Raw genomic sequence first — 23,395 nt, forward strand, 5'->3', positions numbered from 1 at the left:
ATCTATCACATGCTTGATGACCTGGGCTGAACTGCGACCAGCCTTTGCTAAACGGCGATACCCATGCGCTGAACGCGCTTCAGCGCATGGGCTAATCGCCCGGAATAATCATTAACACTAAAGTCTGCATCTTTGCTAGGGATTCCACCGCGGAAAATGGAGCTTTTCATTACGATAGGAGGCAGCCAGCAGTATGAGAGGAGGGGGAGAGGGCGCAGGGGGCGGTTTTAAGTGCTTAAAAGTGCGCTTAGAAAGGGTTACAAAAAAACAGGAGAAAATGGAGGGCAGGCTTTGATGTCTCACATCAGAGCCTGGTGACGCCTGCGGCGCAAAATCATCAGATTTTGGGCCAAATGCGGCACGTACCTCCATTTTCTCCTGTTTTTTTTGTTATCCTTTCTTAGCAAACGACACGGCGCTTAAAGCCGCCCCTGCGCCCTCTCCCCCTCCTCTCATACTGCGTCCGATTCCTCTTCACCCTCGTAAAAGCTCATGTTTCAAAATCCCTCCTGCACATAGGCTTACCAGGAGCTGGCTTACGAGCATCCCCCAGAGATATCCCTGGATTCCGAACAGGGGGATTGCGATGAAGACGCTGGCAATGCGAATGACCAGTCCGAAGGAATTAATCAGGAAGGTGGACGTGGTCTTGCCCAGTCCATTAATGACGCTTAGAAGGGCGGAATTGGTATATAAAAAGGGACACATCCACGCCAGTGTCATAATGAATTTCCCGGCGGTGGCACTGTCAAAGAGAACGCTTCCTATCCAGGAACCCAGCAGGAGAAAGCAAAGACAGCATGCCAGGCCGAGAATGAAGCAGGAGCCTGCCACTTTTTTTATGATATCCAGCATCTCATGGCGGTTATCTGTTGTCTGGATTTCTGCGACAGTGGGCATGAGCATGATGGAGATGGAGCTGGTGATGGCCGAAGGAAATAAAATGCAGGGAAGAGCCATACCGGTCAGGACTCCATAGATACTTAAGGCCTCGGAAGTTGTGTGGTCATGCATCTGAAGGCGTGCAGGAATAGAAATCGCCTCAATGCTCTGCAGCAGCGTGATCAGTATCCGGTTGGCGGTCAGCGGCAGGGAAAGGGGAATTAATTCCCGAAAGCGGGCACTGAAATCGCGGCATTTTATCTGCATTCTCCCGATGCTCCGGGCGTGTGAGGTGAGAGATTTTGCGGTGTATAAGGCAGAGGTCATCTCTCCCATGACCAGTCCGAGCACAGCGATGGTGATGGGAGCGTCTTCCCCCTTTTTTATCAGAATCATATAAAACACATAGACGGCTATGATTCTTGTGACCTGCTCGACAAGCTGGGAGACCGCAGGAATCTTCGTTTCTTTTCTTCCATAACAGTAACCGCAGATGCAGCTGTGAATGGCAGCAAAAGGAAGGGCATAGGACAGGGGGATGAGCAGCGGCTCACAGCGTGGGTCCCCTAAAAACCGTTCCGAAATATATGCTGCGTTTTCCTGGAGAAAAAGCAGGCAGAAACAGGAGAGCAGGAAAGAAAGGATTAGTCCAAGCAAAAGAATTTCACGAGCTTCTTTTTTTCTGCCAAGAGAGATTTTCTGTGCGACAGTCCGGGAAATCGCGGTTTCCAGCCCAGCGGCCGTCAGTGAAAAACAGAGTGAATAGACGGGGAAAATGAGCTGATACAGACCGACGCCTTCTTCACCGAATGTATGACTTAAGAACATCCGGTAAAAGAACCCCATAAATCTGCATAAAAAGCCGGTGGCGGTCAGAATGAAAGTTCCGCGGATGATGGTTTGTTTTCTGGACACTTTTTATGTATCTCCTAAAAAACATATTTTTACAACATATTCCCGGCAGCGGCTTGACAGAACCACAAACGAGTGGTATTCTACAAAAGAAAAGAAATCCTAGTAAAATAATAGGGATTAAAACACTAGGAAATGAAATACTAGGAATTGAAGCTTTACAAAAAAGAGACTCATTTTAAGGTGTTAGGAAAAATACCAGAGGTTAAGAAGGTGATGATTTGAAATTATCAACAAAAGGCAGATACGGTTTAAGGGCACTGATCGACCTGGCACAGTACAGTGAGACAGAACCAGTTTCTATCACCAGTATTTCCGATAGACAGGGAATCTCGGAGCGGTATCTGGAACAGTTGATGGCGATGTTAAAAAAGGCGGGGCTTGTCAAGAGCATCCGCGGTGCCGGCGGCGGGTATATCCTGGCAAAGGAATTAAAAGATATTTCAGTGGGAGATGTCCTGCGTGCTTTAGAAGGAAGCTTAGAGCCTGTAGAATGTTCTGGACTGAACCCGGAGGAAGGCTGCAAGGCTGCAGACAGTTGTGTGACCAAGTATGTATGGCAGCGAATCAATGACAGTATCAACCAGACGGTGGATGAGATAAAGCTGGACCAGCTCGTTATGGAGAGCAGGAAGATGGGATGCCATGATCCGCACGGTCAGACAGGCTGTAAGAATTAAAAGCCAGGATAAGACATGGTATCAAATACAAATATAGGAGGAAAGAAAAGAATGGATAAACTCATTTATTTAGATAATGCGGCGACTACGAAGACCGCGCCAGAAGTTGTGGAGGCAATGCTTCCTTATTTTACAGAGAATTATGGAAATCCATCCAGTGTGTATTCATTTGCATCAGGAAATAAAGATGTGATTACCCGTCAGAGGGAGATCATTGCAGATACATTAGGTGCGGCTGCCAACGAGATCTATTTTACGGCGGGCGGTTCCGAATCCGACAACTGGGCATTGAAAGCTACGGCCGAGGCCTATGCCGGCAAAGGCAAACATATTATTACGACTAAGATCGAACATCATGCAATCCTGCATACATGTGAGTATCTTGAGAAGCAGGGGTATGATGTCACATACCTGGACGTGGATGAGAATGGAATTGTTAGGATGGATGAACTCAAAGCGGCGATCCGCCCTGATACGATTCTGATTTCTATTATGTTCGCGAACAATGAGATTGGAACAATCCAGCCGATCAGAGAAATCGGGGAACTGGCCCATGAGCGTGGAATTTTATTCCACACCGATGCCGTACAGGCATTCTGCCAGGTGCCGATCAATGTGGATGAGTGCCATATCGATATGCTCAGTGCCAGCGCACATAAGCTCAACGGACCAAAAGGAATCGGCTTCCTCTATATTAGAAAAGGCGTAAAGATCCGCTCTTTCGTTCACGGCGGTGCACAGGAGCGCAAACGCCGTGCAGGAACGGAAAATGTGCCTGGTATCGTTGGTTTTGGGAAGGCAGTCGAACGTGCAGCAGCCTCCCTAAAGGAGAGGACAACAAAAGAAGTGGAACTCAGAGACTATCTGATCGACCGTATTGAAAAAGAAATTCCATATTGCCGTTTAAATGGAGACAGAAAGAAACGTCTTCCTAATAATGTGAATTTCAGTTTCCGGTTCGTGGAGGGAGAATCTCTGCTGATAAAACTGGATATGAAAGGCATTTGTGCATCCAGCGGTTCTGCCTGTACATCAGGCTCCTTAGATCCGTCCCATGTACTTCTTGCAATTGGACTTCCACATGAAATCGCACATGGGTCACTGCGTATGACGCTCAGTGAGGAAACAACAAAAGAGGAACTGGACTATGTAGTAGGCAGCTTAAAAGAAATCGTAGAGAATTTAAGAAATATGTCCCCATTATATGAGGATTTTATCAAAAAACAGAACAGATAATAGGAGGAAAATCATATGTATTCAGAAAAAGTAATGGACCATTTCGAACACCCGAGAAATGTAGGGGAGATAGAGAATGCCAGCGGAGTAGGTACCGTAGGAAATGCGAAATGTGGAGATATCATGCGTATTTATCTTGATATCGATGAGAACCAGATCATCCGGGATGTGAAGTTCAAGACATTTGGCTGCGGCGCAGCAGTAGCGACCAGCAGTATGGCGACAGAACTGGTAAAAGGAAAGAATATCCAAGAGGCAATGCAGATCACGAATAAAGCGGTCATGGAGGCACTGGATGGACTTCCGCCGGTAAAAGTACATTGTTCACTGCTTGCTGAGGAGGCAATCCATGCAGCACTCTGGGACTATGCAGAAAAGCACGGAATCAAGATCGAAGGTCTTACGAAACCAAAGTCAGATATCCATGAGGGTGAGGAAGAAGAGGAAGAGGAATATTAATGAGCAAAGTAGTAGTCGGGATGTCCGGTGGTGTGGACTCTTCCGTGGCAGCATACCTTTTAAAGGAACAAGGATATGACGTGATCGGAGTTACCATGCAGATCTGGCAGGATGAGGAGCAGGCCGTCCAGGAGGAAAACGGGGGCTGCTGTGGACTGAGCGCTGTGGATGATGCCAGAAGGGTCGCAGCGGACCTGGAAATCCCTTATTATGTGATGAATTTCAAGCAGGAATTCAAAGAACATGTGATCGACTATTTCATAGGAGAGTATTTGGAAGGCAGGACGCCGAATCCATGCATCGCCTGCAATCGATATGTGAAGTGGGAATCTCTGCTTACACGAAGCATGGCAATCGGAGCGGATTATATCGCTACCGGACATTATGCCCGAATCGTGAAGCTGGAGAATGGACGCTATACCCTGCGCCGTTCGGCGACCCTTGAGAAAGATCAGACGTATGCACTTTACAATCTGACCCAGGATCAGTTAAAGAGGACCTTGATGCCAGTAGGAGAATACTCCAAAGAGGAAGTCCGTAAGATCGCGGATAAGATTGGTCTGCAGGTAGCAAATAAACCGGACAGTCAGGATATTTGCTTTGTGCCCGACGGAGATTACGCTTCTTATATAGAAGAGAATGCTGGCGTAAAAATCCCGGAGGGGGACTTTGTGACCAGTGATGGGACAATCCTCGGGAAACACAAAGGAATCACACACTATACAGTTGGACAGCGAAAAGGTCTAGGACTTGCTCTGGGATATCCCGCATTTGTACTGGAGATTCGCCCGGAGACGAATGAGGTCGTTATCGGAACGAAGGAAGAATCCATGACCACCATACTAAGGGCCAACCACTTGAATTTCATGTCGGTGGAAGATTTAACACATCCTTACCGTGTTTTTACAAAAATACGCTATAATCATAAGGGTGCGTGGTGTACGATAGAGAAGACAGGCGTGGACGAAGTGATGTGTACATTTGAAGAACCCCAGCGTGCGGTGACGCCCGGACAGGCAGTCGTGTTCTACGATGGGGAATATGTGCTTGGAGGAGGAACAATACTTTGATAACAAGTGATTTCCATATGCATACAGACTTTTCTTCTGACTGTGACACACCAGTCAGAAGCATGATTGAAGGGGCTATTGAGAAAGGCTTAAGGACGATCTGTATCACGGATCATAATGATAAGGATTATCCGTTTCATGAGGATATCGGACCGAAAGCATTTACATTCGATCTCGATGAGTATTTTAAAGTACTGGGAGCACTTCGAAAGGAATATGAGGACAGGATCGATGTCCGTATCGGAATTGAGATAGGATTGCAGCCTCACCTGGGTGAATATTATAAAGAATTGGTGAATAAATATCCATTTGATTTTGTGATCGGTTCTGTACATGTGGTGCATGGAAATGATCCATACTATCAGGAGATGTTCCAGGGAAGAAGTGATGAAGAGGCATATCGGGAGACCTTCCAGGCTACACTGGAAGACCTGGATGCGGTGGATGATTTTGATGTCCTGGGACATATTGATTATGTGGTACGCTATGGGAAAAATAAGACCCAGGAGTATTCCTATCAAAAGTACAAAAAGGAGTTGGATGAGATCCTGAAAAAGGTGATTTCTAAGGGAAAAGGGATCGAGATGAACATGGCCGGATTCAAATATGGTCTGGGCTTTTGCCACCCACATCCAGATGTGCTGAAAAGATATCGGGAATTAGGCGGAGAAATCATTACGATCGGTGCGGACGGACATAAGCCGGAGCACATTGCCTATGATTTTGAGAAGGCTTCAGACATCCTGAAAGCGTGTGGTTTTAAATACTACACAGAATTTTCACAAAGAAAGCCGATTTTTCAACAACTTCCATAAAAATGCATTTAGTACTTGAATTTTTGTTCTTGATTTAGTACAATAAACTACAGTTGATGAATCTTTAACAAACAAGCTGTTTGCTTAGGATTCCACTATTTAATGACTGTGTAACAGTTGACACTTTTAAAACTTTAGGAGGAATTAATCATGGCAGTAAAAGTAGCGATTAATGGATTTGGACGTATTGGACGTCTTGCATTCAGACAGATGTTCGGAGCAGAGGGATATGAGATTGTTGCAATCAACGACTTAACATCACCTAAGATGCTTGCTCACTTATTAAAATATGACTCAACACAGGGAAGATACGCATTATGTGATAAAGTAGAAGCTGGCGAAGATTCTATCATCGTTGATGGAAAAGAAATCAAGATCTACGCAAAAGCTAACGCTGAAGAGCTTCCTTGGGGAGAAATCGGTGTAGACGTTGTTCTGGAGTGTACAGGCTTCTATACATCCAAAGCAAAAGCAGAAGCACATATCAAAGCAGGCGCTAAGAAAGTTGTTATTTCTGCACCAGCAGGAAACGACCTTCCTACAATCGTTTACAATGTAAACCACGAGCAGCTTACAAAAGATGACAACATCATCTCTGCAGCTTCCTGTACAACAAACTGCTTAGCACCAATGGCTAAAGCACTGAATGATCTTGCACCGATCAAATCTGGTATCATGTGCACAATCCACGCTTACACAGGCGATCAGATGACACTTGACGGACCACAGAGAAAAGGTGATTTAAGAAGATCTCGTGCAGCAGCTGTTAATATCGTTCCTAACAGCACAGGTGCAGCAAAAGCTATCGGTCTGGTTATCCCAGAACTGAACGGAAAACTGATCGGATCTGCTCAGAGAGTTCCTACCCCAACAGGATCAACAACAATCTTAACAGCAGTTGTTGAAGGAACAGTAACAGTTGATCAGATCAACGAAGCAATGAAAGCAGCTTCCAACGAATCCTTCGGATACAACACAGATGAGATTGTATCCAGCGATATCGTAGGAATGAGATATGGTTCCTTATTCGATGCTACACAGACAATGGTACTTCCGCTTGAGAACGGAACAACAGAAGTACAGGTTGTTTCATGGTATGACAATGAGAATTCTTACACAAGCCAGATGGTAAGAACAATCAAACACTTCGGAACATTACTGTAAGCCGTAGTTTCGGAAATAGACTCAAAAAAGGGTCCGGTCTTAATATAGGGCCGGGCCTTTTCTTTTTCAGTAAAATTCCCAAAGGACCAACTGTGATTTTGATCCTGCGGGTTCATGACAGCATAGCTGTTAAATAATCTAAGGGAGGCAATTATATGCTTAACAAAAAGTCAGTAGACGATATCAATGTAAAGGGTAAAAAAGTGCTTGTAAGATGCGACTTCAACGTTCCGTTGATTGATGGCAAGATCACAGACGAGAACCGTCTTGTAGCTGCACTTCCGACCATTAAGAAACTGGTTGCAGACGGAGGCAAGATCATTCTCTGTTCACACCTTGGAAAGCCGAAGGGACAGCCTGTTCCAGAATTATCACTGGCACCTGTAGCAGCAAGATTAACAGAACTGCTTGGACAGGAAGTGAAGTTCGCAGCTGACGCAGAGGTAGTAGGACCGAATGCGAAAGCAGCAGTAGAGGCAATGAATGATGGTGATATCATCCTCCTGGAGAACACTCGTTACAGAGCAGAAGAGACAAAGAACGGTGAAGCATTCAGTAAAGACCTGGCTTCCCTGTGTGATATTTTTGTGAATGATGCATTTGGAACAGCACACAGAGCACACTGCTCTAATGTTGGCGTGACACAGTTCGTTGATACTGCTGTTGTTGGATACTTAATGCAGAAAGAGATTGATTTCCTTGGGAATGCAGTAGAGAATCCAGAGAGACCATTTGTTGCGATTTTAGGTGGAGCAAAGGTTTCCAGCAAGATTTCTGTAATCGAGAACCTGCTCGACAAGGTAGACACTCTGATCATCGGTGGTGGAATGTCCTATACATTCAGCAAAGCTCAGGGCGGAAGTGTTGGTAATTCTCTTCTGGAAGAAGATTACTGCCAGTATGCACTCGATATGGTCAAAAAGGCAGAAGACAAAGGCGTGAAGCTGCTTCTTCCTGTAGACAATGTGATCGCAGATGATTTCTCTAATGACGCTCACACAAAGGTCGTAGCACGTGGTGAGATTCCGGATGGCTGGGAAGGATTGGATATCGGACCTGAGACAGCAAAGATCTTTGCAGATGCAGTGAAGACAGCAAAGACAGTAGTATGGAACGGACCAATGGGATGCTTCGAGATGCCGAACTTTGCAGCTGGAACAGAAGCAGTCGCAAAAGCTCTTGCAGATACAGACGCAGTGACGATCATTGGTGGAGGAGACTCCGCAGCAGCAGTCAATCAGTTAGGATACGGCGATAAGATGACACATATATCCACAGGCGGTGGAGCTTCCCTCGAATTCTTAGAAGGAAAAGAACTCCCAGGCGTAGCTGCAGCTAACGATAAGTAAAAAGCTTAGCGAGGTATTAACGAGCTTAGCGTTTACTTAGTTCGCCGCACTTGTCGAGGTGCTATCGAGCCTAGTAAGGCGAACAACACGAAGAAGCTTAGCGAGGTATTATCGAGACTGATTTTAACTAAACATATTAAAGGAGACCATAATCATGGCAAGAAAGAAAATTATCGCAGGTAACTGGAAAATGAACAAGACTCCAAGCGAGGCAGTTGCATTAGTTGAGGAGTTAAAACCATTAGTAGCAAACGAAGAAGTCGATGTTGTATTCTGTGTACCGGCAATCGACATCGTTCCTGTAGTGGAAGCTGCAAAGGGAACCAACATCCAGGTTGGTGCTGAGAACATGTATTTTGAGGAGAGTGGAGCTTACACAGGTGAGATCTCTCCGGCTATGCTTGTTGATGCAGGCGTAAAATACGTTGTTTTAGGACATTCTGAGAGAAGAGAGTACTTCGGTGAGACAAACGAAGACGTTAATAAAAAAGTCCTGAAAGCATTTGAGCATGGTATTACACCGATCATGTGCTGTGGAGAGACATTAGAGCAGAGAGAGCAAGGTGTTACAATGGACTTTATCCGCCAGCAGGTGAAGGTGGGATTCCAGAATGTAACAGCAGACCAGGCTAAGAATGCAGTCATCGCTTACGAGCCGATCTGGGCAATCGGAACAGGAAAGACAGCTACAACAGAGCAGGCACAGGAAGTGTGTGCAGGAATCCGTGCATGCATCGCTGAGGTCTATGATGAAGCAACAGCAGAAGCAATCCGTATTCAGTACGGCGGATCAGTTAATGCAGCTACAGCACCAGAGTTATTTGCACAGGCAGATATCGATGGAGGACTTGTAGGGGGAGCATCTCTGAAAGCAGATTTCGGAAAGATTGTAAACTACAAATAAATCATATGAATGAAGAATCCGAGAAGGCATCAATGCCATGCAGGATTGGAACAGAAGGAATCGTGGGGAGTAAGAGGAAAGCGCTCACCACGATTTTTTCTTGAAAAGGAGGAGAACCTATGCAGTACGAAGTGATTTCTATAAAAACAGAGCAGTCCGCCCCGTATGCCAGATTTCATGCGTATATTCTGGACAGCTCCAAACAATATCAGCCGGATCGAATCCGCCCGATGATCATCCTGTGCCCGGGCGGTGGATATGAGATGACCAGTGACAGGGAAGCAGAGCCGATTGCTATGCGTCTGTTATCCATGGGCTATCATGTGGGGATTCTGCGCTATTCCGTGGCACCCGCAAGATTTCCAACGGCACTTCTGGAACTTGCCGAGGTCATGAAGCTTGTTCACGAGAACCATGAGAAATGGCATGTAGACTGGAACCAGATCTTCATCCAGGGTTCATCGGCAGGAGGACATCTGGCAGCCAGCTTCGGTGTATTTTGGAATCAGCCGTTTTTATACGAGGCTGCAGGTACGACACCTGATATCTTGAAGCCGGCCGGACTGATCTTGAGTTACCCTGTGATTACTTCTAAAAAGAAATATATGCATAAGAGCAGCTTTCAATGCCTTCTGGGCAGTGATTATAAAGAGAAGAAAAAGGAATTGTCCATCGAAAGACTGGTTACATCGGATATGCCTCCATGCTTTATCTGGCATACTTTTACAGACCCGACAGTTCCAGTAGAGAATTCACTTCTTCTCGCAGAAGCACTGAAAAAGGCAGGGGTATCTACAGAGCTTCATATCTATCCGACAGGCGGGCACGGCTTTTCCCTGGCGGATGAGACGACCTCTAACCCAGATGGAAGTTCCATCTGTGAACCAATTCAATCCTGGATGAAGCTTCTGGAGGTATGGTTAAAACAGAAGACCCATTAAAAGAGATGCGAAAAGGGGTTTGCAAAAAGAAGAAAAAACGGGTACAATAAGTACCGGAACAGATATCTCTGCGGGCAGCGGCCGGCGTCGGTCTTAGACGCGGGACTGTTCAATCAAGTTTTTAATGTAAAGGAGAAAAGAAATGAGTAAGAAACCAACCGTATTAATGATTTTAGATGGGTATGGATTGAATGATAGTACTACAGGGAATGCCGTTTACGAAGGCAACACACCGGTTATGGATAAATTGATGGCAGAATGCCCATTTGTGAAAGGAAATGCCAGTGGAATGGCAGTAGGGCTTCCTGACGGACAGATGGGAAATTCAGAGGTCGGACATCTGAATATGGGTGCAGGACGCATCGTATACCAGGATCTGACAAAGATTACAAAGGCAATTCAGGATGGAGATTTCTTTGAGAATCCAGCCCTTTTGGCAGCATGTGAGAATGTGAAGAAGAACCATTCTGCACTGCATATGTTCGGTCTGGTATCAGACGGCGGTGTACACAGCCACATCGAGCATATTTTCGGTCTGCTTGAGCTGGCAAAGAGACAGGGAATCGAGAATGTCTATGTGCATTGCTTCTTAGATGGACGTGATACACCTCCGGCATCAGGAAAGGAATATGTTGAACAACTGGAAGCGAAGATGGCTGAGCTTGGCGTAGGACAGGTTGCCAGTGTGATGGGACGCTACTATGCAATGGACAGAGATAACCGCTGGGATCGTGTAGAAAAGGCATATAATGCGCTGGTGAAGGGAATCGGTGAGACAGCACCGTCCGGCCCGGCAGGAATCCAGGCTTCCTACGATGCAGATACGACAGATGAATTCGTACTTCCTACCGTAGTTGTGAAGGATGGTGCTCCGGTAGCTACCATCAAAAACAACGATTCCATTATTTTCTTCAACTTCCGTCCTGACAGGGCAAGAGAGATCACAAGAACTTTCTGTGATGATACGTTCGATGGATTCGACAGAGGAGATCGTGTGAAGACGACTTTCGTCTGCTTCACAGATTATGATGTGACGATTGGAAATAAGCTGGTCGCATTTGTAAAAGATGAGATCACGAATACATTCGGTGAATTCCTGGCAGCCAACAACATGACACAGGCACGTATCGCTGAGACAGAGAAGTATGCCCATGTGACATTCTTCTTCAATGGCGGTGTGGAAGAGCCAAATAAAGGGGAAGACAGAATCCTGGTCAAATCTCCGAAGGTAGCGACCTATGACCTGCAGCCGGAGATGAGTGCATACGAAGTGTGCGATAAGCTGGTCGAGGCAATCAAGTCTGATAAGTATGATGTAATTATCATCAACTTTGCGAACCCTGACATGGTCGGACACACTGGAGTTGAGGCAGCCGCAGTGAAAGCGATCGAGGCAGTCGATGAGTGTGTTGGAAGAGCAGTCGAAGCAATCAAAGAGGTGGACGGACAGATGTTCATCTGTGCAGACCATGGAAATGCAGAGCAGTTGATCGATTCCGAGACAGGAGAGCCATTCACAGCGCATACGACCAATCCGGTTCCGTTTTTACTTGTCAATGCAGATCCGTCTTACAAGCTCAGAGAAGGCGGATGTCTGGCAGATATTGCACCGACTCTGATTGAACTGATGGGAATGGAGCAGCCGAAGGAAATGACTGGAAAGTCACTGCTTGTAAAATAAGTCAGTAAATCCACTTGACGCCATATGTGCTAGGATTCACTGAGAAGGCCCCGGGGAAGCAAAAGGCATGGATGCCGGAAGCTTCCTCGGGTTTTTCGCAATCATTCGTTCATTATGACGGCGAACATTGCGTCTTGGAACGTAATATCAAAATAAGGAATGGATGCAGTTATGTATGATAAGTTAACGAAAAGTGATGTGGAAAAAATTAAAGAAGAGATTGAACACCGAAAAGTCGTCGTGCGCAAAGAACTGATCGAGGCGGTGAAAGAGGCACGTGCACATGGAGATTTAAGTGAGAACTTCGAGTACCATGCTGCCAAGAAAGAGAAAAATCGCAACGAGAGCCGAATCCGCTATCTGGAGAGGATGCTAAAGACCGCGGTAATCGTTGATGACTCCTCCAAAGAAGACGAGGTGGGGATTAATAACACCGTGGAGCTGTATTTTGAGGAGGATGATGAGGTGGAGACATACAGGTTGGTCACATCCGTGCGTGGAAGCTCCATCAATGGCCTGATCAGCATAGAATCCCCCATCGGAAAGGCCATATTGGGCCATAAGGTGAATGATAAGGTGTTTGTAAAGGTAAATGATGATTTCGGATATTATGTGGTCATCCAAAAAATCGTGAACACACAAAATGACGAAGAAGACAAGATCAGGAGTTTTTAACATGGAAATAAGAACAGTTTTATTTGACCTGGATGGGACTCTGACTGATTCCGGTCCGGGAATCATGAACAGTGTACAATATGCCTTAAGGCAATATGGCATGGAGGTAGATGACTTATCTAAGCTGAGATGCTTTATAGGCCCTCCGCTGCACAAGCAGTTCCAGGAATTCTGTAATTTTACAGAGGAGGAGAGCAAAAGAGCTGTGGACCGATATCGGGAATACTACAGTGTCACAGGGCTCTTTGAAAACGAGGTGTATGAGGGAATCCCCGAGGTGCTGGCTGAAATGAAAAAAGCAGGCCTTAAGGTAGCGATGGCGACCTCAAAGCCTGAAACATTTGCGAAGCAGATCGCTGACCATTTCAATCTGACCCCCTATTTTGATTTTATAGGAGGCAGCCTGATGGATGGGGCGCGCACCAAAAAGTCTGAAGTCATCGAGTATGTTCTCGAAGCCTGCCAGGTGAAAGAGAGAAATACCGTTCTCATGATCGGAGACCGGGAACATGACATCATCGGGGCAAAGGAGGCTAAAGTCCGCTGTGTAGGCGTTCTGTATGGGTATGGTACCAAAGAAGAGCTTAAAGAGGCCGGAGCTGATTATATTGCTCTGAATCCGGCGGATATCCTGGATATCATCAAAGACATAAATAAGAAATAAAATAGAGCCAGATTTTACGAAGAGGATTTGATCAACAATCAAATTCCTATGAAAAAGAATCAGCGTCTGCTTTTGCAGACGCTGTGAATCTCTCAATCTTTCGTAAAATCTGGCTCTATTGTTATCCTTCTGCTTCCAGGTTCTTGTTCGCGGTGGACAGCATGAGCTTAATTCGATTCAACTGATTGACTTCGCTTGCTCCCGGGTCAAAGTCGATTGCCACTACGTTTGACTGTGGGTATCGGCGCCGCAGCTCTTTGATGACCCCTTTGCCGACCACATGGTTCGGCAGGCAGGCGAACGGCTGCGTACAAACAATATTACCGGCTCCGCTATGAATCAGTTCCAGCATTTCTCCGGTCAGGAACCAGCCTTCTCCGGTCTGATTTCCAATCGATACGATCTCGGAAGCCATCCTTGCCAGGTCCTCAATATGTGCCGGTGGATCAAAATGCCTGCTCTTTTCAAATTCCTTGGTCGCCGGTGAACGGAACCATTCCAAAGCCTTAATTCCCAGATTTCCCATGGTCGCCTTGGACTTTTTGAATCCCAGGTGAGAGACTTTGAAATTCTGATTATAGAAGCAGTAAAGTAAAAAGTCCAGCAGGTCTGGTACAACGGCCTCAGCCCCTTCGCTTTCCAGCAGATCTACAAGATGGTTGTTTGCCGCCGGAAGGAATTTTACAAGGATTTCTCCGACCACTCCGACACGCGGTTTCTTGATATCGACGGTCTCGATGGTATCGAAATCATGGATGATATCCCTGCACAGTTTTTTGAATCTTCGTCTGGAAGGATATCCACTGGATACAAATTCCTTGCAGACCTCGGCCCATTTCCTATGAATGGCATCTGTGGTGCCTGCTACCTTTTCATAAGGGCGCATCCGGTAGACACATTTCATGAAAATATCTCCGATCGCGGCTGCATAGACCCCACGCAGTGCTAATGCCGGCGTGATCTTAAATCCTGGATTTCCTTCCAAGCCGCTTAAGTTGATGGAGATGACCGGGATATGGGAGTATCCGGCTTTTTTCAGTGCACGCCGGATGAATCCGATATAGTTGGATGCACGGCATCCGCCTCCGGTCTGGCTGATGATGACGGCCAGCCTGTCGGTATCATATTTTCTAGATAAAATGGCGTCCATGATCTGTCCTACGACCATCAGGGATGGGTAGCAGGCATCGTTATTGACATATTTTAATCCCACATCTACGGCCTGTTTGTTGTCGTTGGGAAGTACCTCTACCTTATAGCCTGAGGCCTGGAATGCAGGCTCTAAAAGCTCGAAGTGCATCGGGGACATCTGTGGGCAGAGGATGGTATAAGTCTTACGCATCTCCTTCGTAAATGGTACTTTTTCGATGGAGGAGGGCTGAATCTCCCGGGTGGATTCCCTCTGTTCCCTGACGCGGATCGCTGCCAGCAGAGAGCGCACACGGATTCGGGCCGCCCCTAAGTTGTTGACCTCATCAATCTTCAAGGAGGTATAAATCTTATCTGAGCGGTTCAGAATCTCAGCGACCTGGTCTGTTGTCACCGCATCCAGCCCACAGCCGAAGGAGTTGAGCTGAATCAGATCCAGATTTTCTTTTGTCTTTACATAATTCGCCGCCGCATAGAGTCTGGAATGATACATCCATTGATCCATGACGTTGAGCGGCCGCTCTACAGCCTGCAGATGAGAGACAGAATCTTCCGTCAGCACGGCAATATTATAAGAGTTGACCAGTTCCGGCAGACCGTGATTGACTTCCGGGTCGATGTGGTATGGACGTCCGGCTAGCACGATTCCTCGGTTTCCGGTCTCATCTAAATATTGAATCGTTTCTTCCCCTTTCCGGCGCATATCCTCCCGGCAGGAGGCGAGTTCCACCCAGGCTTCATGCACTGCTTTGTGAATCTCATCTGCGGAGATCGAGAATTTCTCAGCCAGTTCTTCAGTCAGACGGCTGGAGAGTGTTTCCTCATTCTTAAATGAGAGGAAAGGATGGATGAAATCTACGTCCCCATGTACGATCGGGTCCATGTTATTTTTAATATTTTCCGGGTAGGATGTAACGATCGGGCAGTTGTAGTGGTTGTTGGCATCCTCGAACTCATTCCGCTCATATGGGACGGAAGGGTAGAAGATGTGGGAAACGCCCTGGTCGATCAGCCACTGCACATGTCCATGGGCCAGTTTGGCCGGATAACATTCGGACTCACTCGGGATGGAATCGATTCCCAGCTCATAAATCTTCCTGGTGGAAGCCGGAGACAATACAACACGAAAGCCGAGGTTCGTAAAAAATGTAAACCAGAACGGATAGTTCTCATACATGTTCAGTACCCGGGGAATTCCGATTGTGCCACGCTTGGCAGCGTCCTGATCAAGCGGCGTATAGCCGAAGTAACGCTGCATTTTATACTCGAAAAGGTTCGGCAGCTTATTGACGGCCTTTTCCTTCCCTAATCCACGTTCACAGCGGTTTCCTGTGATAAACTTACGTCCACCGCTGAAGTGATTGATGGTCAGGCGGCAGTTGTTGGTACAGCCTTTGCACTTGGTCATGGTAGTTCTGTATTCCAATGCCTCGATTTCGTCGATCGGAAGCATCGTCGTGCCTTCACATTCTACATAGCGCTCCCTCGCAATCAGGGCAGCACCGAAGGCCCCCATGATTCCGGCGATATCCGGGCGGATGGCCTCGCAGCCTGCGATTTTTTCAAAACTGCGCAGCACGGCATTGTTGTAGAAGGTACCTCCCTGTACAACGATATGATTTCCCAGTTCTGTCGCGTCGGACACCTTGATGACCTTGAACAATGCATTCTTGATGACAGAATATGCGAGTCCTGCGGAAATATCGGCGACCTCGGCGCCTTCCTTCTGCGCTTGCTTTACCTTGGAATTCATAAATACAGTACAGCGCGTTCCCAAATCGATAGGGTTCTTTGCATACAAAGCTTCCTGTGCAAAATCCTCTACAGAGTAATTCAGGGATTTGGCGAAGGTCTCGATAAAAGAACCACAGCCGGAGGAGCATGCCTCATTCAACTGTACGCTGTCAACAGTCTGGTTCTTGATCTTGATACACTTCATATCCTGGCCTCCGATGTCCAGGATGCAGTCTACATCCGGTTCAAAGAAAGAGGCGGCATAGTAATGGGAAACCGTTTCGACTTCCCCTTCATCTAAAAGGAGGGCAGCCTTGATTAGCGCCTCCCCATATCCTGTGGAACAAGAGTGGACAATTTCCACATCTTCAGGAAGCTGGCTGTAAATATCCTTGATAGCACGGATCGTCGTTCCGAGAGGGTCCCCTTCATTGTTGTTATAAAAAGAATACAAAAGGGTACCATCTTCTCCGACCAGAGCTGCTTTTGTCGTGGTAGAGCCCGCATCGATTCCGAGGAATGCCTTTCCGTGATAGGTGGACAGGTCTTTGACCGGGACCTGATGCTTTGCGTGGCGCTCAATAAATTCGTCATATTCTCCCGTGGTGGCAAACAGCGGTTCCATACGGTCAACTTCAAATTCCATCTTGATCTTTCCTGCAAGACGATCCTGAAGCTCGATCAGGGCTACATTCACGTCCTTTTTGGAATTCAGAGCGGAACCGATCGCAGCAAACAGGTGGGAATGATGTGGGGCGATCGTGTGTTCATCATCCAGTTTTAAGGTGCGCACAAAGGCAGCTCTAAGTTCAGAGAGGAAATGCAGCGGACCTCCTAAAAATGCCACATGCCCGCGGATTGGTTTCCCACATGCGAGTCCACTGATGGTCTGATTGACGACCGCCTGAAAGATAGAGGCTGACAAATCCTCCTTGGAAGCTCCCTCGTTGATCAAAGGCTGGATGTCTGACTTTGCAAACACACCACAGCGTGCAGCAATAGAATAAAGAGCCTTATAGTTCTTCGCATAGTCATTCAGGCCGGATGCATCTGTCTGTAAAAGAGAAGCCATCTGGTCGATAAATGAACCTGTACCTCCGGCACAGACTCCATTCATACGCTGCTCTACATTACCGCCTTCAAAATAAATAATCTTGGCGTCCTCGCCGCCAAGCTCGATCGCCACATCCGTCTGGGGGGCATAATCCTGCAATGCCGTGGATACGGCAATGACCTCCTGTACGAACGGGACACCTAAGTGTTTTGCCAGGGTCAGACCGCCGGATCCGGTGATGACCGGTGAGACATGGATCGGTCCCAGCTTATAGACTGCTCTTGAGAGCAGGTCGGACAATGTTTCCTGTATATTGGCAAAATGCCGTTCATAGTCGGAAAAAAGTACTTCGTTATCACCATTTAGAATTGCAATTTTGACAGTGGTAGAGCCAATGTCTATTCCTAAGGTATGTAATTCGTTTAAGCTCATAATATTTTCCTCATCCTCCAGAGTATGCCTTTGGGCAGACTCTTACTATTTTATGTCTGTTACTTCTTATTAAATGTGTTTCTTGTTTTTACAACAATCTACATTATACGACATACACAAAAAAAACACAATCGGCATTATTGTGCAGTATAAAAGAATATTTCTTTAAACTTTATAAAATTTAACAAAATCGTCACAGGAAAAGATAACATATATTTGACAAACAAAGAGGGGAACTGTACAATTACTTCATGAATGAGAAAATAAATGATAAGGAGAACGAGGTCATTGAATTGGTTGAATAAGTTAGAAAGAAAATTTGGACGTTTTGCGATTCATAATCTAACGATGTATTTAATAGGCGGCTATGTGATCGGGTATGGGATTTATTATCTGATGCCAAATCTTTTGAACTGGCTCACATTGGAGCCAGGAATGATTTTACATGGACAAGTCTGGCGGATCGTGTCCTGGGTCTTGATTCCACCAAGCGGGAATATTTTAACAATTATCATCATGATGATGCTTTATTATTCACTGGGCAATGCGCTAGAACGTACTTGGGGAGCATTCCGGTATAATGTTTATATTTTTTCGGGAATTTTATTTACCGTGATTGGTGCATTCATTCTGTATTTTATAACAGGTGGTTTTATAGGACTGGGAATCTTTTTCAGCACCTATTATATTAATATGTCGATCTTCCTGGCATTTGCGGCGAGCTATCCGGACATGGAGCTTCTGCTGTATTTTATTCTGCCCATCAAGATCAAGTGGATGGCACTTGTGTATGCAGTGATGATTCTGTATACAATGGTAAGAGGGAATATTGCAGTCAGAGTCGCAATCGTGGCGTCTCTGTTGAACTTTGTGATTTTCTTCTTCTCAAGCAGGAATATGAAGCCATATTCACCAAAAGAACGCGCAAGGAAGACGAAGTTCAAACAGCAGTCCAGACCGCATATGACCTATCCGGGCGGGGCACGGCACAGATGTGCGGTGTGCGGGCGCACCGAGTTGGACGATCCGACACTGGAATTTCGGTTTTGCTCGAAATGTAATGGAAATTACGAGTACTGTCAGGATCATCTTTTCACTCACCAGCATGTAAAGTAAGAAAAATAGAAGGACAAAACAGTCAGGCAAAAAAAGGAGATATGATATGAAGAAAACAAAAGTAGTTTGTACTATGGGACCGAATACAAATGACAGGGAGCTGATGCGTAAGCTGATTCAGAACGGGATGGACATTGCCCGATTCAATTTCTCCCATGGGGACCATGAAGAGCATAAAGGCAGAATGGATATGTTGAAGCAGTTAAGGGAGGAGGAGCGTTCCAACACAGCGATCCTTCTGGATACGAAGGGTCCGGAGATTCGTACAGGGCTTCTTAAGGATGGTAAAAAAGTGCATCTGGTAACAGGAGACACCTTTACCCTGACGATTGATGAGATTGAAGGTAATGATAAGAAAGTCTCCATCACATATGAAGGTCTGGTGGATGATGTGGATAAAGGCAAGCTGATTCTGATCGATGACGGTTTGATCGGCCTGGAGGTTGTCAGCAAGACAGACAGAGATATCATCTGTACAGTCGTAAACGGTGGAGAGCTGGGAGAGCGAAAAGGTGTGAATGTGCCGAATGTGCCTGTCAGACTTCCGGCGATCACAGATAAGGATAAAGAGGATATTAAGTTTGGTGTGGAGCAGGATGTGGATTTCATTGCGGCTTCCTTTGTAAGAAATGCGGAGTGCGTGCTGGAAATCAAGGCATATTTAAGGGAACTGAATGCACCATATATTCCGATCATTGCTAAGATCGAGAATGCAGAAGGAATTCAGAATATCGATGAGATCATCCGTGCTGCCGATGGAATCATGGTAGCTCGTGGTGACCTGGGCGTGGAGATTCCTGCAGAAGAGGTTCCATATCTGCAGAAGATGATGATCCAGAAAGCCAACAATAACTTTAAGACCGTCATCACAGCAACGCAGATGCTGGATTCCATGATCCGCAATCCTCGTCCGACCAGAGCAGAGGTGACAGATGTAGCCAATGCGGTATATGACGGAACTGATGCAGTGATGCTTTCTGGTGAGACAGCACAGGGAAAATATCCGGTTGAGGCACTTCAGATGATGGTGCATATCATCGAGAACACGGAGCAACACTTAGATTATGATATCATGCTGGAAAAAGCAGGAGAGCACTTAAAGACGGGAGTATCCAGCGCGATCGGTTATTCCTCTGTCCTTGCAGCATCCAATCTGAATGCAAAGTGCATTATCACTCCATCTGTATCAGGTGCGACTGCAAGAGTGGTATCCAACTTAAAACCAAAACAGGAGATTCTTGGTGTGACACCGAATGAGCGGACGTTACGAAGAATGTCTATTTATTGGGGCGTCAGACCTTTAAAATCATTAGAATTTGATACAACAGAAGATATCTGCAACGGCGCCATTGAGCTGGCACTTGTGAAACAGTATATTGAGGTGGGCGATGTGGTCGTGCTGACAGCAGGAATCCCTTCCCCAAGTGTCAAGAAGGAAAAGAGCGGCGTAAGCAATATGATGCGCATTGCAACAATCGAGTAGATCCAGGGCGTTATTGGTTCTGTGGATAGAATTACATGAAGAGGAGAGAAAGATGAAGAAAGAACCATTTGTGACAAAAGAACAGTTGGATGAGATCGTAAAAACTTACCCAACTCCATTTCACCTCTATGACGAGAAAGGAATCCGGGAAAATGTAAAGGCATTGAAAGAGGCCTTTTCCTGGAATCCGGGATATAAAGAGTATTTTGCGGTGAAGGCTACGCCGAATCCGTTTTTGATTGATATTTTGAAGGAGTATGGATGTGGGTGTGACTGCTCCTCTTATACGGAACTGATGCTCTCTGACGCTGTCGGTGTGCGCGGGGAAGATATTATGTTTTCTTCCAATGATACCCCTGCAGAGGAGTACGTGCTGGCAGACCGGCTGGGGGCTATCATCAATCTGGATGATATCACACATATCGAGTTTTTGGAGGAGACCATCGGACACATTCCAGAGACCATAAGCTGCCGCTACAATCCGGGAGGATTGTTCAAAATCAGTAATGACATTATGGATAATCCGGGAGACTCCAAGTATGGGATGACCACAGAACAGATCGAAGAGGCCTTTCGAATCCTGAAAAGCAAAGGGGCAAAGGAATTCGGCATCCATGCATTTTTAGCAAGTAATACAGTGACGAATGATTATTATCCGATGCTGGCGAAGGTATTGTTCGAACAGGCCGTACGTCTTCAGAAAGCAACGGGAGTACACATTAAGTTCATCAATCTTTCCGGCGGAATCGGCATTCCTTATACCCCGGACCAGGAGCCAAATGATATCCGGGTGATCGGTGACGGCGTGCGCAGAGTGTACGAAGAGGTTCTGGTACCTGCCGGGATGGGTGATGTGGCTATTTATACAGAGCTTGGACGTTATATGATGGCACCATACGGATGTCTTGTAACAACGGCAATCCATGAGAAGCATACACACAAGGAATATATCGGTGTGGACGCTTGTGCCGTGAATCTGATGCGTCCTGCGATGTATGGGGCTTATCATCATATTTCCGTTATGGGCAAGGAAGACTGGCCATGTGACCACCAATATGATGTGACCGGTTCGCTGTGTGAGAATAATGACAAGTTCGCTATTGATCGAATGCTCCCTAAGATCGAAATGGGAGATTATCTGGTCATTCACGACACGGGAGCGCACGGATTTTCCATGGGATATAATTACAATGGAAAGTTAAAGTCTGCGGAAGTGCTGCTGAAAGAAGACGGTACAACGCAGCTGATTCGGCGTGCAGAGACTCCGGCAGATTATTTTGCGACCTTTGATTGCTTTGAGATTGGGAAAAAACTACTTGAGTATTAAAAAAGGCTAAAAAAAGTATTGCAAAATGATGCAGGATATGGTAAGATAAATTTCGGCTTGAGGAACAGATAAACATCTGGTTCAAAGGCCGATGAGCGGATGTGGCGGAATGGCAGACGCACAAGACTCAAAATCTTGCGGGGGTGACCTCGTGTGGGTTCAAGTCCCACCATCCGCAGCCTTAGAAAGTCCCGTATTTTACGGGACTTTTTTTGAACTTAAAAACACGAAAAAGCCGGCTATGAACAATGCACAATATGGAATGCGAGTGCAATTCAGATTTCATGAAGTGTCCATAGCTTTATGAGGATTGCTTAGATTGGAGGTAGAGAATGACTTTAAAAAATAAATCTGGTATTACGGATGGGGCAGCAGGATGAGATTACTAAGTATTACAGCACAGAAGCCTGACAGCACCGGCAGCGGAGTGTATCTGACAGAGCTGGTCAGGGGATTTGGGAGAATGGAGATAAAGCAGGCAGTAGTTGCAGGCGTGAGCAGGGAGGACACCATCTGCCTGCCAGAGAAAGTGCAGATGTTCCCGGTCTGCTTTGAGACAGAAGAGCTGCCTTATCCGGTCGTGGGAATGTCGGATGAGATGCCATATAAGAGTACCAGATATTCTGATATGACAGAGCAGATGACACAACAGCTTAAGGATGCTTTTGAACAACGGATACATCAGGCAGTTCAGGAGTTTTGCCCGGATGTCATTTTATGTCATCATCTGTACTTCCTTGCAGCGATGGTGCGTCAGTTGTACCCAGAGATTCCAGTATATGGGATTTCTCATGGGTCTGATTTGAGACAGATTAAGAAAAACGGCTGGCAGAGAGAATATATCCGCCGATGGATACCGAAGCTGAATGTGATTTTTGCCCTGCATCAGGAACAGAAGGAAGAAATCTGCCGTCTTTATGCATGCAATGAGGAACAGATACAGGTCATTGGAACAGGCTATAACAGCGAGGTGTTTTACATAGAGGAGGCACAAAAGCAGAGGGCCAAACAAGGGGACAGTTGTAAAGATCGGCCGGAATCAGAAAAATTGAGACTGATTTTTGCCGGAAAAATTTCGGAAAAGAAGGGTGTAAAAAGTCTGATTCGATCCATGCAGTATCTTAAGACCCCAAAGAATGTCAGCCTGACACTTGCCGGTGGTGCAGGGAGTGAGGTGGAATATCGCGCTATCTGCGAGGAGGCGGAGAAATGCCCTGCAGAAGTTACTTTTACTGGAAGAATGATGCAGAAAGAGCTTGCACACCGTATGAACCAAAGTGATGTTTTTGTACTGCCATCCTTTTATGAAGGACTTCCGCTCGTTGTGGTAGAGGCACTGGCATGTGGACTCCGGGTAGTCTGTACGGACCTGCCGGGCATAAAGAGCTGGCTGGATGCCAATATTCCCGGGCATGGAGTCGTCTTCGTAGAACCGCCGGCTATGGTCAATGAGGACGAGCCGATTGAGGCTGAATTGCCACTGTTCGAGAGAAGGCTGGCGGCAGCAGTAGAAAAGGCAGTGGAGAGGGAACTACCGCAGAGGGAAGCTGTGGAACGTATCTCGTGGTGCAGTCTATGTGGACGGCTTGCGGACAGGATGAGTCATAGACAATAACGATAAATCCTGTCACTTATATAAAATACCAATTAGGAACAAGCAGTACTTCG

18 protein-coding genes and 1 tRNA gene are annotated in these 23,395 nt (G+C 46.3%); 17 read left to right on the forward strand and 2 right to left on the reverse strand.

Annotation, left to right across the window (positions count from 1 at the left end; translation table 11 throughout):
• Positions 1–474: 474 nt before the first annotated feature.
• Positions 475–1,797: a polysaccharide biosynthesis protein gene (locus tag HGO97_RS07015; RefSeq protein ID WP_216240607.1), complete on the reverse strand. Its 1,323-nt coding sequence runs from the start codon at positions 1,795–1,797 to the stop codon at positions 475–477.
• 218 nt (positions 1,798–2,015) lie between these two features.
• Here HGO97_RS07015 and HGO97_RS07020 point away from each other — a divergent pair, with 218 nt between their 5' ends.
• The 12 genes from HGO97_RS07020 to HGO97_RS07075 all read left to right on the forward strand — a co-directional run bounded on the left by HGO97_RS07020 (position 2,016) and on the right by HGO97_RS07075 (position 13,432).
• Positions 2,016–2,474 (forward strand): RrF2 family transcriptional regulator, encoded by a 459-nt coding sequence (locus HGO97_RS07020; RefSeq protein WP_216240608.1) that lies wholly within the window; start codon positions 2,016–2,018, stop codon positions 2,472–2,474.
• A gap of 51 nt (positions 2,475–2,525) precedes the next feature.
• Complete coding sequence (nifS, locus tag HGO97_RS07025) at positions 2,526–3,710, forward strand: cysteine desulfurase NifS (RefSeq protein WP_216240609.1); 1,185 nt, start codon at positions 2,526–2,528, stop codon at positions 3,708–3,710.
• 15 nt (positions 3,711–3,725) lie between these two features.
• The gene (gene nifU, locus HGO97_RS07030; RefSeq protein WP_216240610.1) at positions 3,726–4,169 is read left to right on the forward strand and encodes a Fe-S cluster assembly scaffold protein NifU; all 444 of its coding nucleotides are present in this window, start codon (positions 3,726–3,728) and stop codon (positions 4,167–4,169) included.
• On the forward strand, positions 4,169–5,239 hold the full coding sequence (gene mnmA, locus HGO97_RS07035) for a tRNA 2-thiouridine(34) synthase MnmA (protein WP_216240611.1): 1,071 nt from the start codon (positions 4,169–4,171) through the stop codon (positions 5,237–5,239). Before nifU ends, mnmA begins: the two co-directional genes overlap by 1 nt.
• Positions 5,236–6,054 carry a histidinol-phosphatase HisJ family protein gene (locus tag HGO97_RS07040; protein ID WP_216240612.1) on the forward strand — a complete coding sequence of 273 codons (819 nt, stop codon included), beginning with the start codon at positions 5,236–5,238 and terminating at the stop codon, positions 6,052–6,054. The genes mnmA and HGO97_RS07040 overlap by 4 nt, the downstream gene beginning before the upstream one ends.
• A 150-nt stretch (positions 6,055–6,204) precedes the next feature.
• Positions 6,205–7,218 carry a type I glyceraldehyde-3-phosphate dehydrogenase gene (gap, locus tag HGO97_RS07045; protein ID WP_216240613.1) on the forward strand — a complete coding sequence of 338 codons (1,014 nt, stop codon included), beginning with the start codon at positions 6,205–6,207 and terminating at the stop codon, positions 7,216–7,218.
• A 155-nt stretch (positions 7,219–7,373) separates the two neighbouring features.
• On the forward strand, positions 7,374–8,567 hold the full coding sequence (locus HGO97_RS07050; RefSeq protein WP_216240614.1) for a phosphoglycerate kinase: 1,194 nt from the start codon (positions 7,374–7,376) through the stop codon (positions 8,565–8,567).
• Positions 8,568–8,721: 154 nt separating this feature from the next.
• Entirely contained in the window at positions 8,722–9,471 is a 750-nt protein-coding gene (gene tpiA, locus HGO97_RS07055) for a triose-phosphate isomerase (RefSeq protein ID WP_216240615.1), read from the forward strand.
• 119 nt (positions 9,472–9,590) lie between these two features.
• On the forward strand, positions 9,591–10,412 hold the full coding sequence (locus HGO97_RS07060) for an alpha/beta hydrolase (RefSeq protein WP_216240616.1): 822 nt from the start codon (positions 9,591–9,593) through the stop codon (positions 10,410–10,412).
• Between the two features lie 142 nt (positions 10,413–10,554).
• On the forward strand, positions 10,555–12,093 hold the full coding sequence (gene gpmI / locus HGO97_RS07065; RefSeq protein WP_216240617.1) for a 2,3-bisphosphoglycerate-independent phosphoglycerate mutase: 1,539 nt from the start codon (positions 10,555–10,557) through the stop codon (positions 12,091–12,093).
• A gap of 171 nt (positions 12,094–12,264) precedes the next feature.
• Complete coding sequence (gene greA, locus HGO97_RS07070; RefSeq protein WP_216240800.1) at positions 12,265–12,768, forward strand: transcription elongation factor GreA; 504 nt, start codon at positions 12,265–12,267, stop codon at positions 12,766–12,768.
• Between the two features lies 1 nt (position 12,769).
• Positions 12,770–13,432 carry an HAD family hydrolase gene (locus tag HGO97_RS07075; protein WP_216240618.1) on the forward strand — a complete coding sequence of 221 codons (663 nt, stop codon included), beginning with the start codon at positions 12,770–12,772 and terminating at the stop codon, positions 13,430–13,432.
• Positions 13,433–13,553: 121 nt separating this feature from the next.
• Here HGO97_RS07075 and HGO97_RS07080 read toward each other — a convergent pair whose 3' ends face one another.
• Positions 13,554–17,801 (reverse strand): 2-hydroxyacyl-CoA dehydratase, encoded by a 4,248-nt coding sequence (locus tag HGO97_RS07080; protein WP_216240619.1) that lies wholly within the window; start codon positions 17,799–17,801, stop codon positions 13,554–13,556.
• Positions 17,802–18,089: 288 nt separating this feature from the next.
• Here HGO97_RS07080 and HGO97_RS07085 point away from each other — a divergent pair, with 288 nt between their 5' ends.
• The 5 genes from HGO97_RS07085 (at position 18,090) to HGO97_RS07105 (ending at position 23,342) form a co-directional block, all read left to right on the forward strand.
• On the forward strand, positions 18,090–18,917 hold the full coding sequence (locus HGO97_RS07085; protein ID WP_216240620.1) for a rhomboid family intramembrane serine protease: 828 nt from the start codon (positions 18,090–18,092) through the stop codon (positions 18,915–18,917).
• Between the two features lie 46 nt (positions 18,918–18,963).
• Entirely contained in the window at positions 18,964–20,400 is a 1,437-nt protein-coding gene (pyk, locus tag HGO97_RS07090; RefSeq protein ID WP_216240621.1) for a pyruvate kinase, read from the forward strand.
• Positions 20,401–20,452: 52 nt separating this feature from the next.
• On the forward strand, positions 20,453–21,727 hold the full coding sequence (locus HGO97_RS07095; protein ID WP_216240622.1) for a diaminopimelate decarboxylase: 1,275 nt from the start codon (positions 20,453–20,455) through the stop codon (positions 21,725–21,727).
• A 95-nt stretch (positions 21,728–21,822) separates the two neighbouring features.
• Positions 21,823–21,905 (forward strand) — tRNA-Leu (locus HGO97_RS07100).
• A gap of 198 nt (positions 21,906–22,103) precedes the next feature.
• Positions 22,104–23,342, forward strand: coding sequence for a glycosyltransferase family 4 protein (locus HGO97_RS07105; protein WP_216240623.1), 1,239 nt, complete (start codon positions 22,104–22,106; stop codon positions 23,340–23,342).
• Positions 23,343–23,395 lie beyond the last annotated feature (53 nt).

This window comes from Faecalicatena faecalis, from assembly GCF_012524165.2.
In the GTDB taxonomy this organism is placed as follows: domain Bacteria; phylum Bacillota; class Clostridia; order Lachnospirales; family Lachnospiraceae; genus Faecalicatena_A; species Faecalicatena_A faecalis.

Bases quoted from the DNA above. Each gene is read 5' to 3' on its own strand.
- gpmI (WP_216240617.1), top strand. From the start codon at position 10,555: ATGAGTAAGAAACCAACCGTATTAATGATTTTAGATGGGTATGGATTG.
- pyk (WP_216240621.1), top strand. From the start codon at position 18,964: ATGAAGAAAACAAAAGTAGTTTGTACTATGGGACCGAATACAAATGAC.
- nifS (WP_216240609.1), top strand. From the start codon at position 2,526: ATGGATAAACTCATTTATTTAGATAATGCGGCGACTACGAAGACCGCG.
- HGO97_RS07075 (WP_216240618.1), top strand. From the start codon at position 12,770: ATGGAAATAAGAACAGTTTTATTTGACCTGGATGGGACTCTGACTGAT.
- mnmA (WP_216240611.1), top strand. From the start codon at position 4,169: ATGAGCAAAGTAGTAGTCGGGATGTCCGGTGGTGTGGACTCTTCCGTG.
- HGO97_RS07105 (WP_216240623.1), top strand. From the start codon at position 22,104: ATGAGATTACTAAGTATTACAGCACAGAAGCCTGACAGCACCGGCAGC.
- gap (WP_216240613.1), top strand. From the start codon at position 6,205: ATGGCAGTAAAAGTAGCGATTAATGGATTTGGACGTATTGGACGTCTT.
- greA (WP_216240800.1), top strand. From the start codon at position 12,265: ATGTATGATAAGTTAACGAAAAGTGATGTGGAAAAAATTAAAGAAGAG.
- nifU (WP_216240610.1), top strand. From the start codon at position 3,726: ATGTATTCAGAAAAAGTAATGGACCATTTCGAACACCCGAGAAATGTA.
- HGO97_RS07060 (WP_216240616.1), top strand. From the start codon at position 9,591: ATGCAGTACGAAGTGATTTCTATAAAAACAGAGCAGTCCGCCCCGTAT.
- tpiA (WP_216240615.1), top strand. From the start codon at position 8,722: ATGGCAAGAAAGAAAATTATCGCAGGTAACTGGAAAATGAACAAGACT.
- HGO97_RS07095 (WP_216240622.1), top strand. From the start codon at position 20,453: ATGAAGAAAGAACCATTTGTGACAAAAGAACAGTTGGATGAGATCGTA.
- HGO97_RS07050 (WP_216240614.1), top strand. From the start codon at position 7,374: ATGCTTAACAAAAAGTCAGTAGACGATATCAATGTAAAGGGTAAAAAA.
- HGO97_RS07080 (WP_216240619.1), bottom strand. From the start codon at position 17,801: ATGAGCTTAAACGAATTACATACCTTAGGAATAGACATTGGCTCTACC.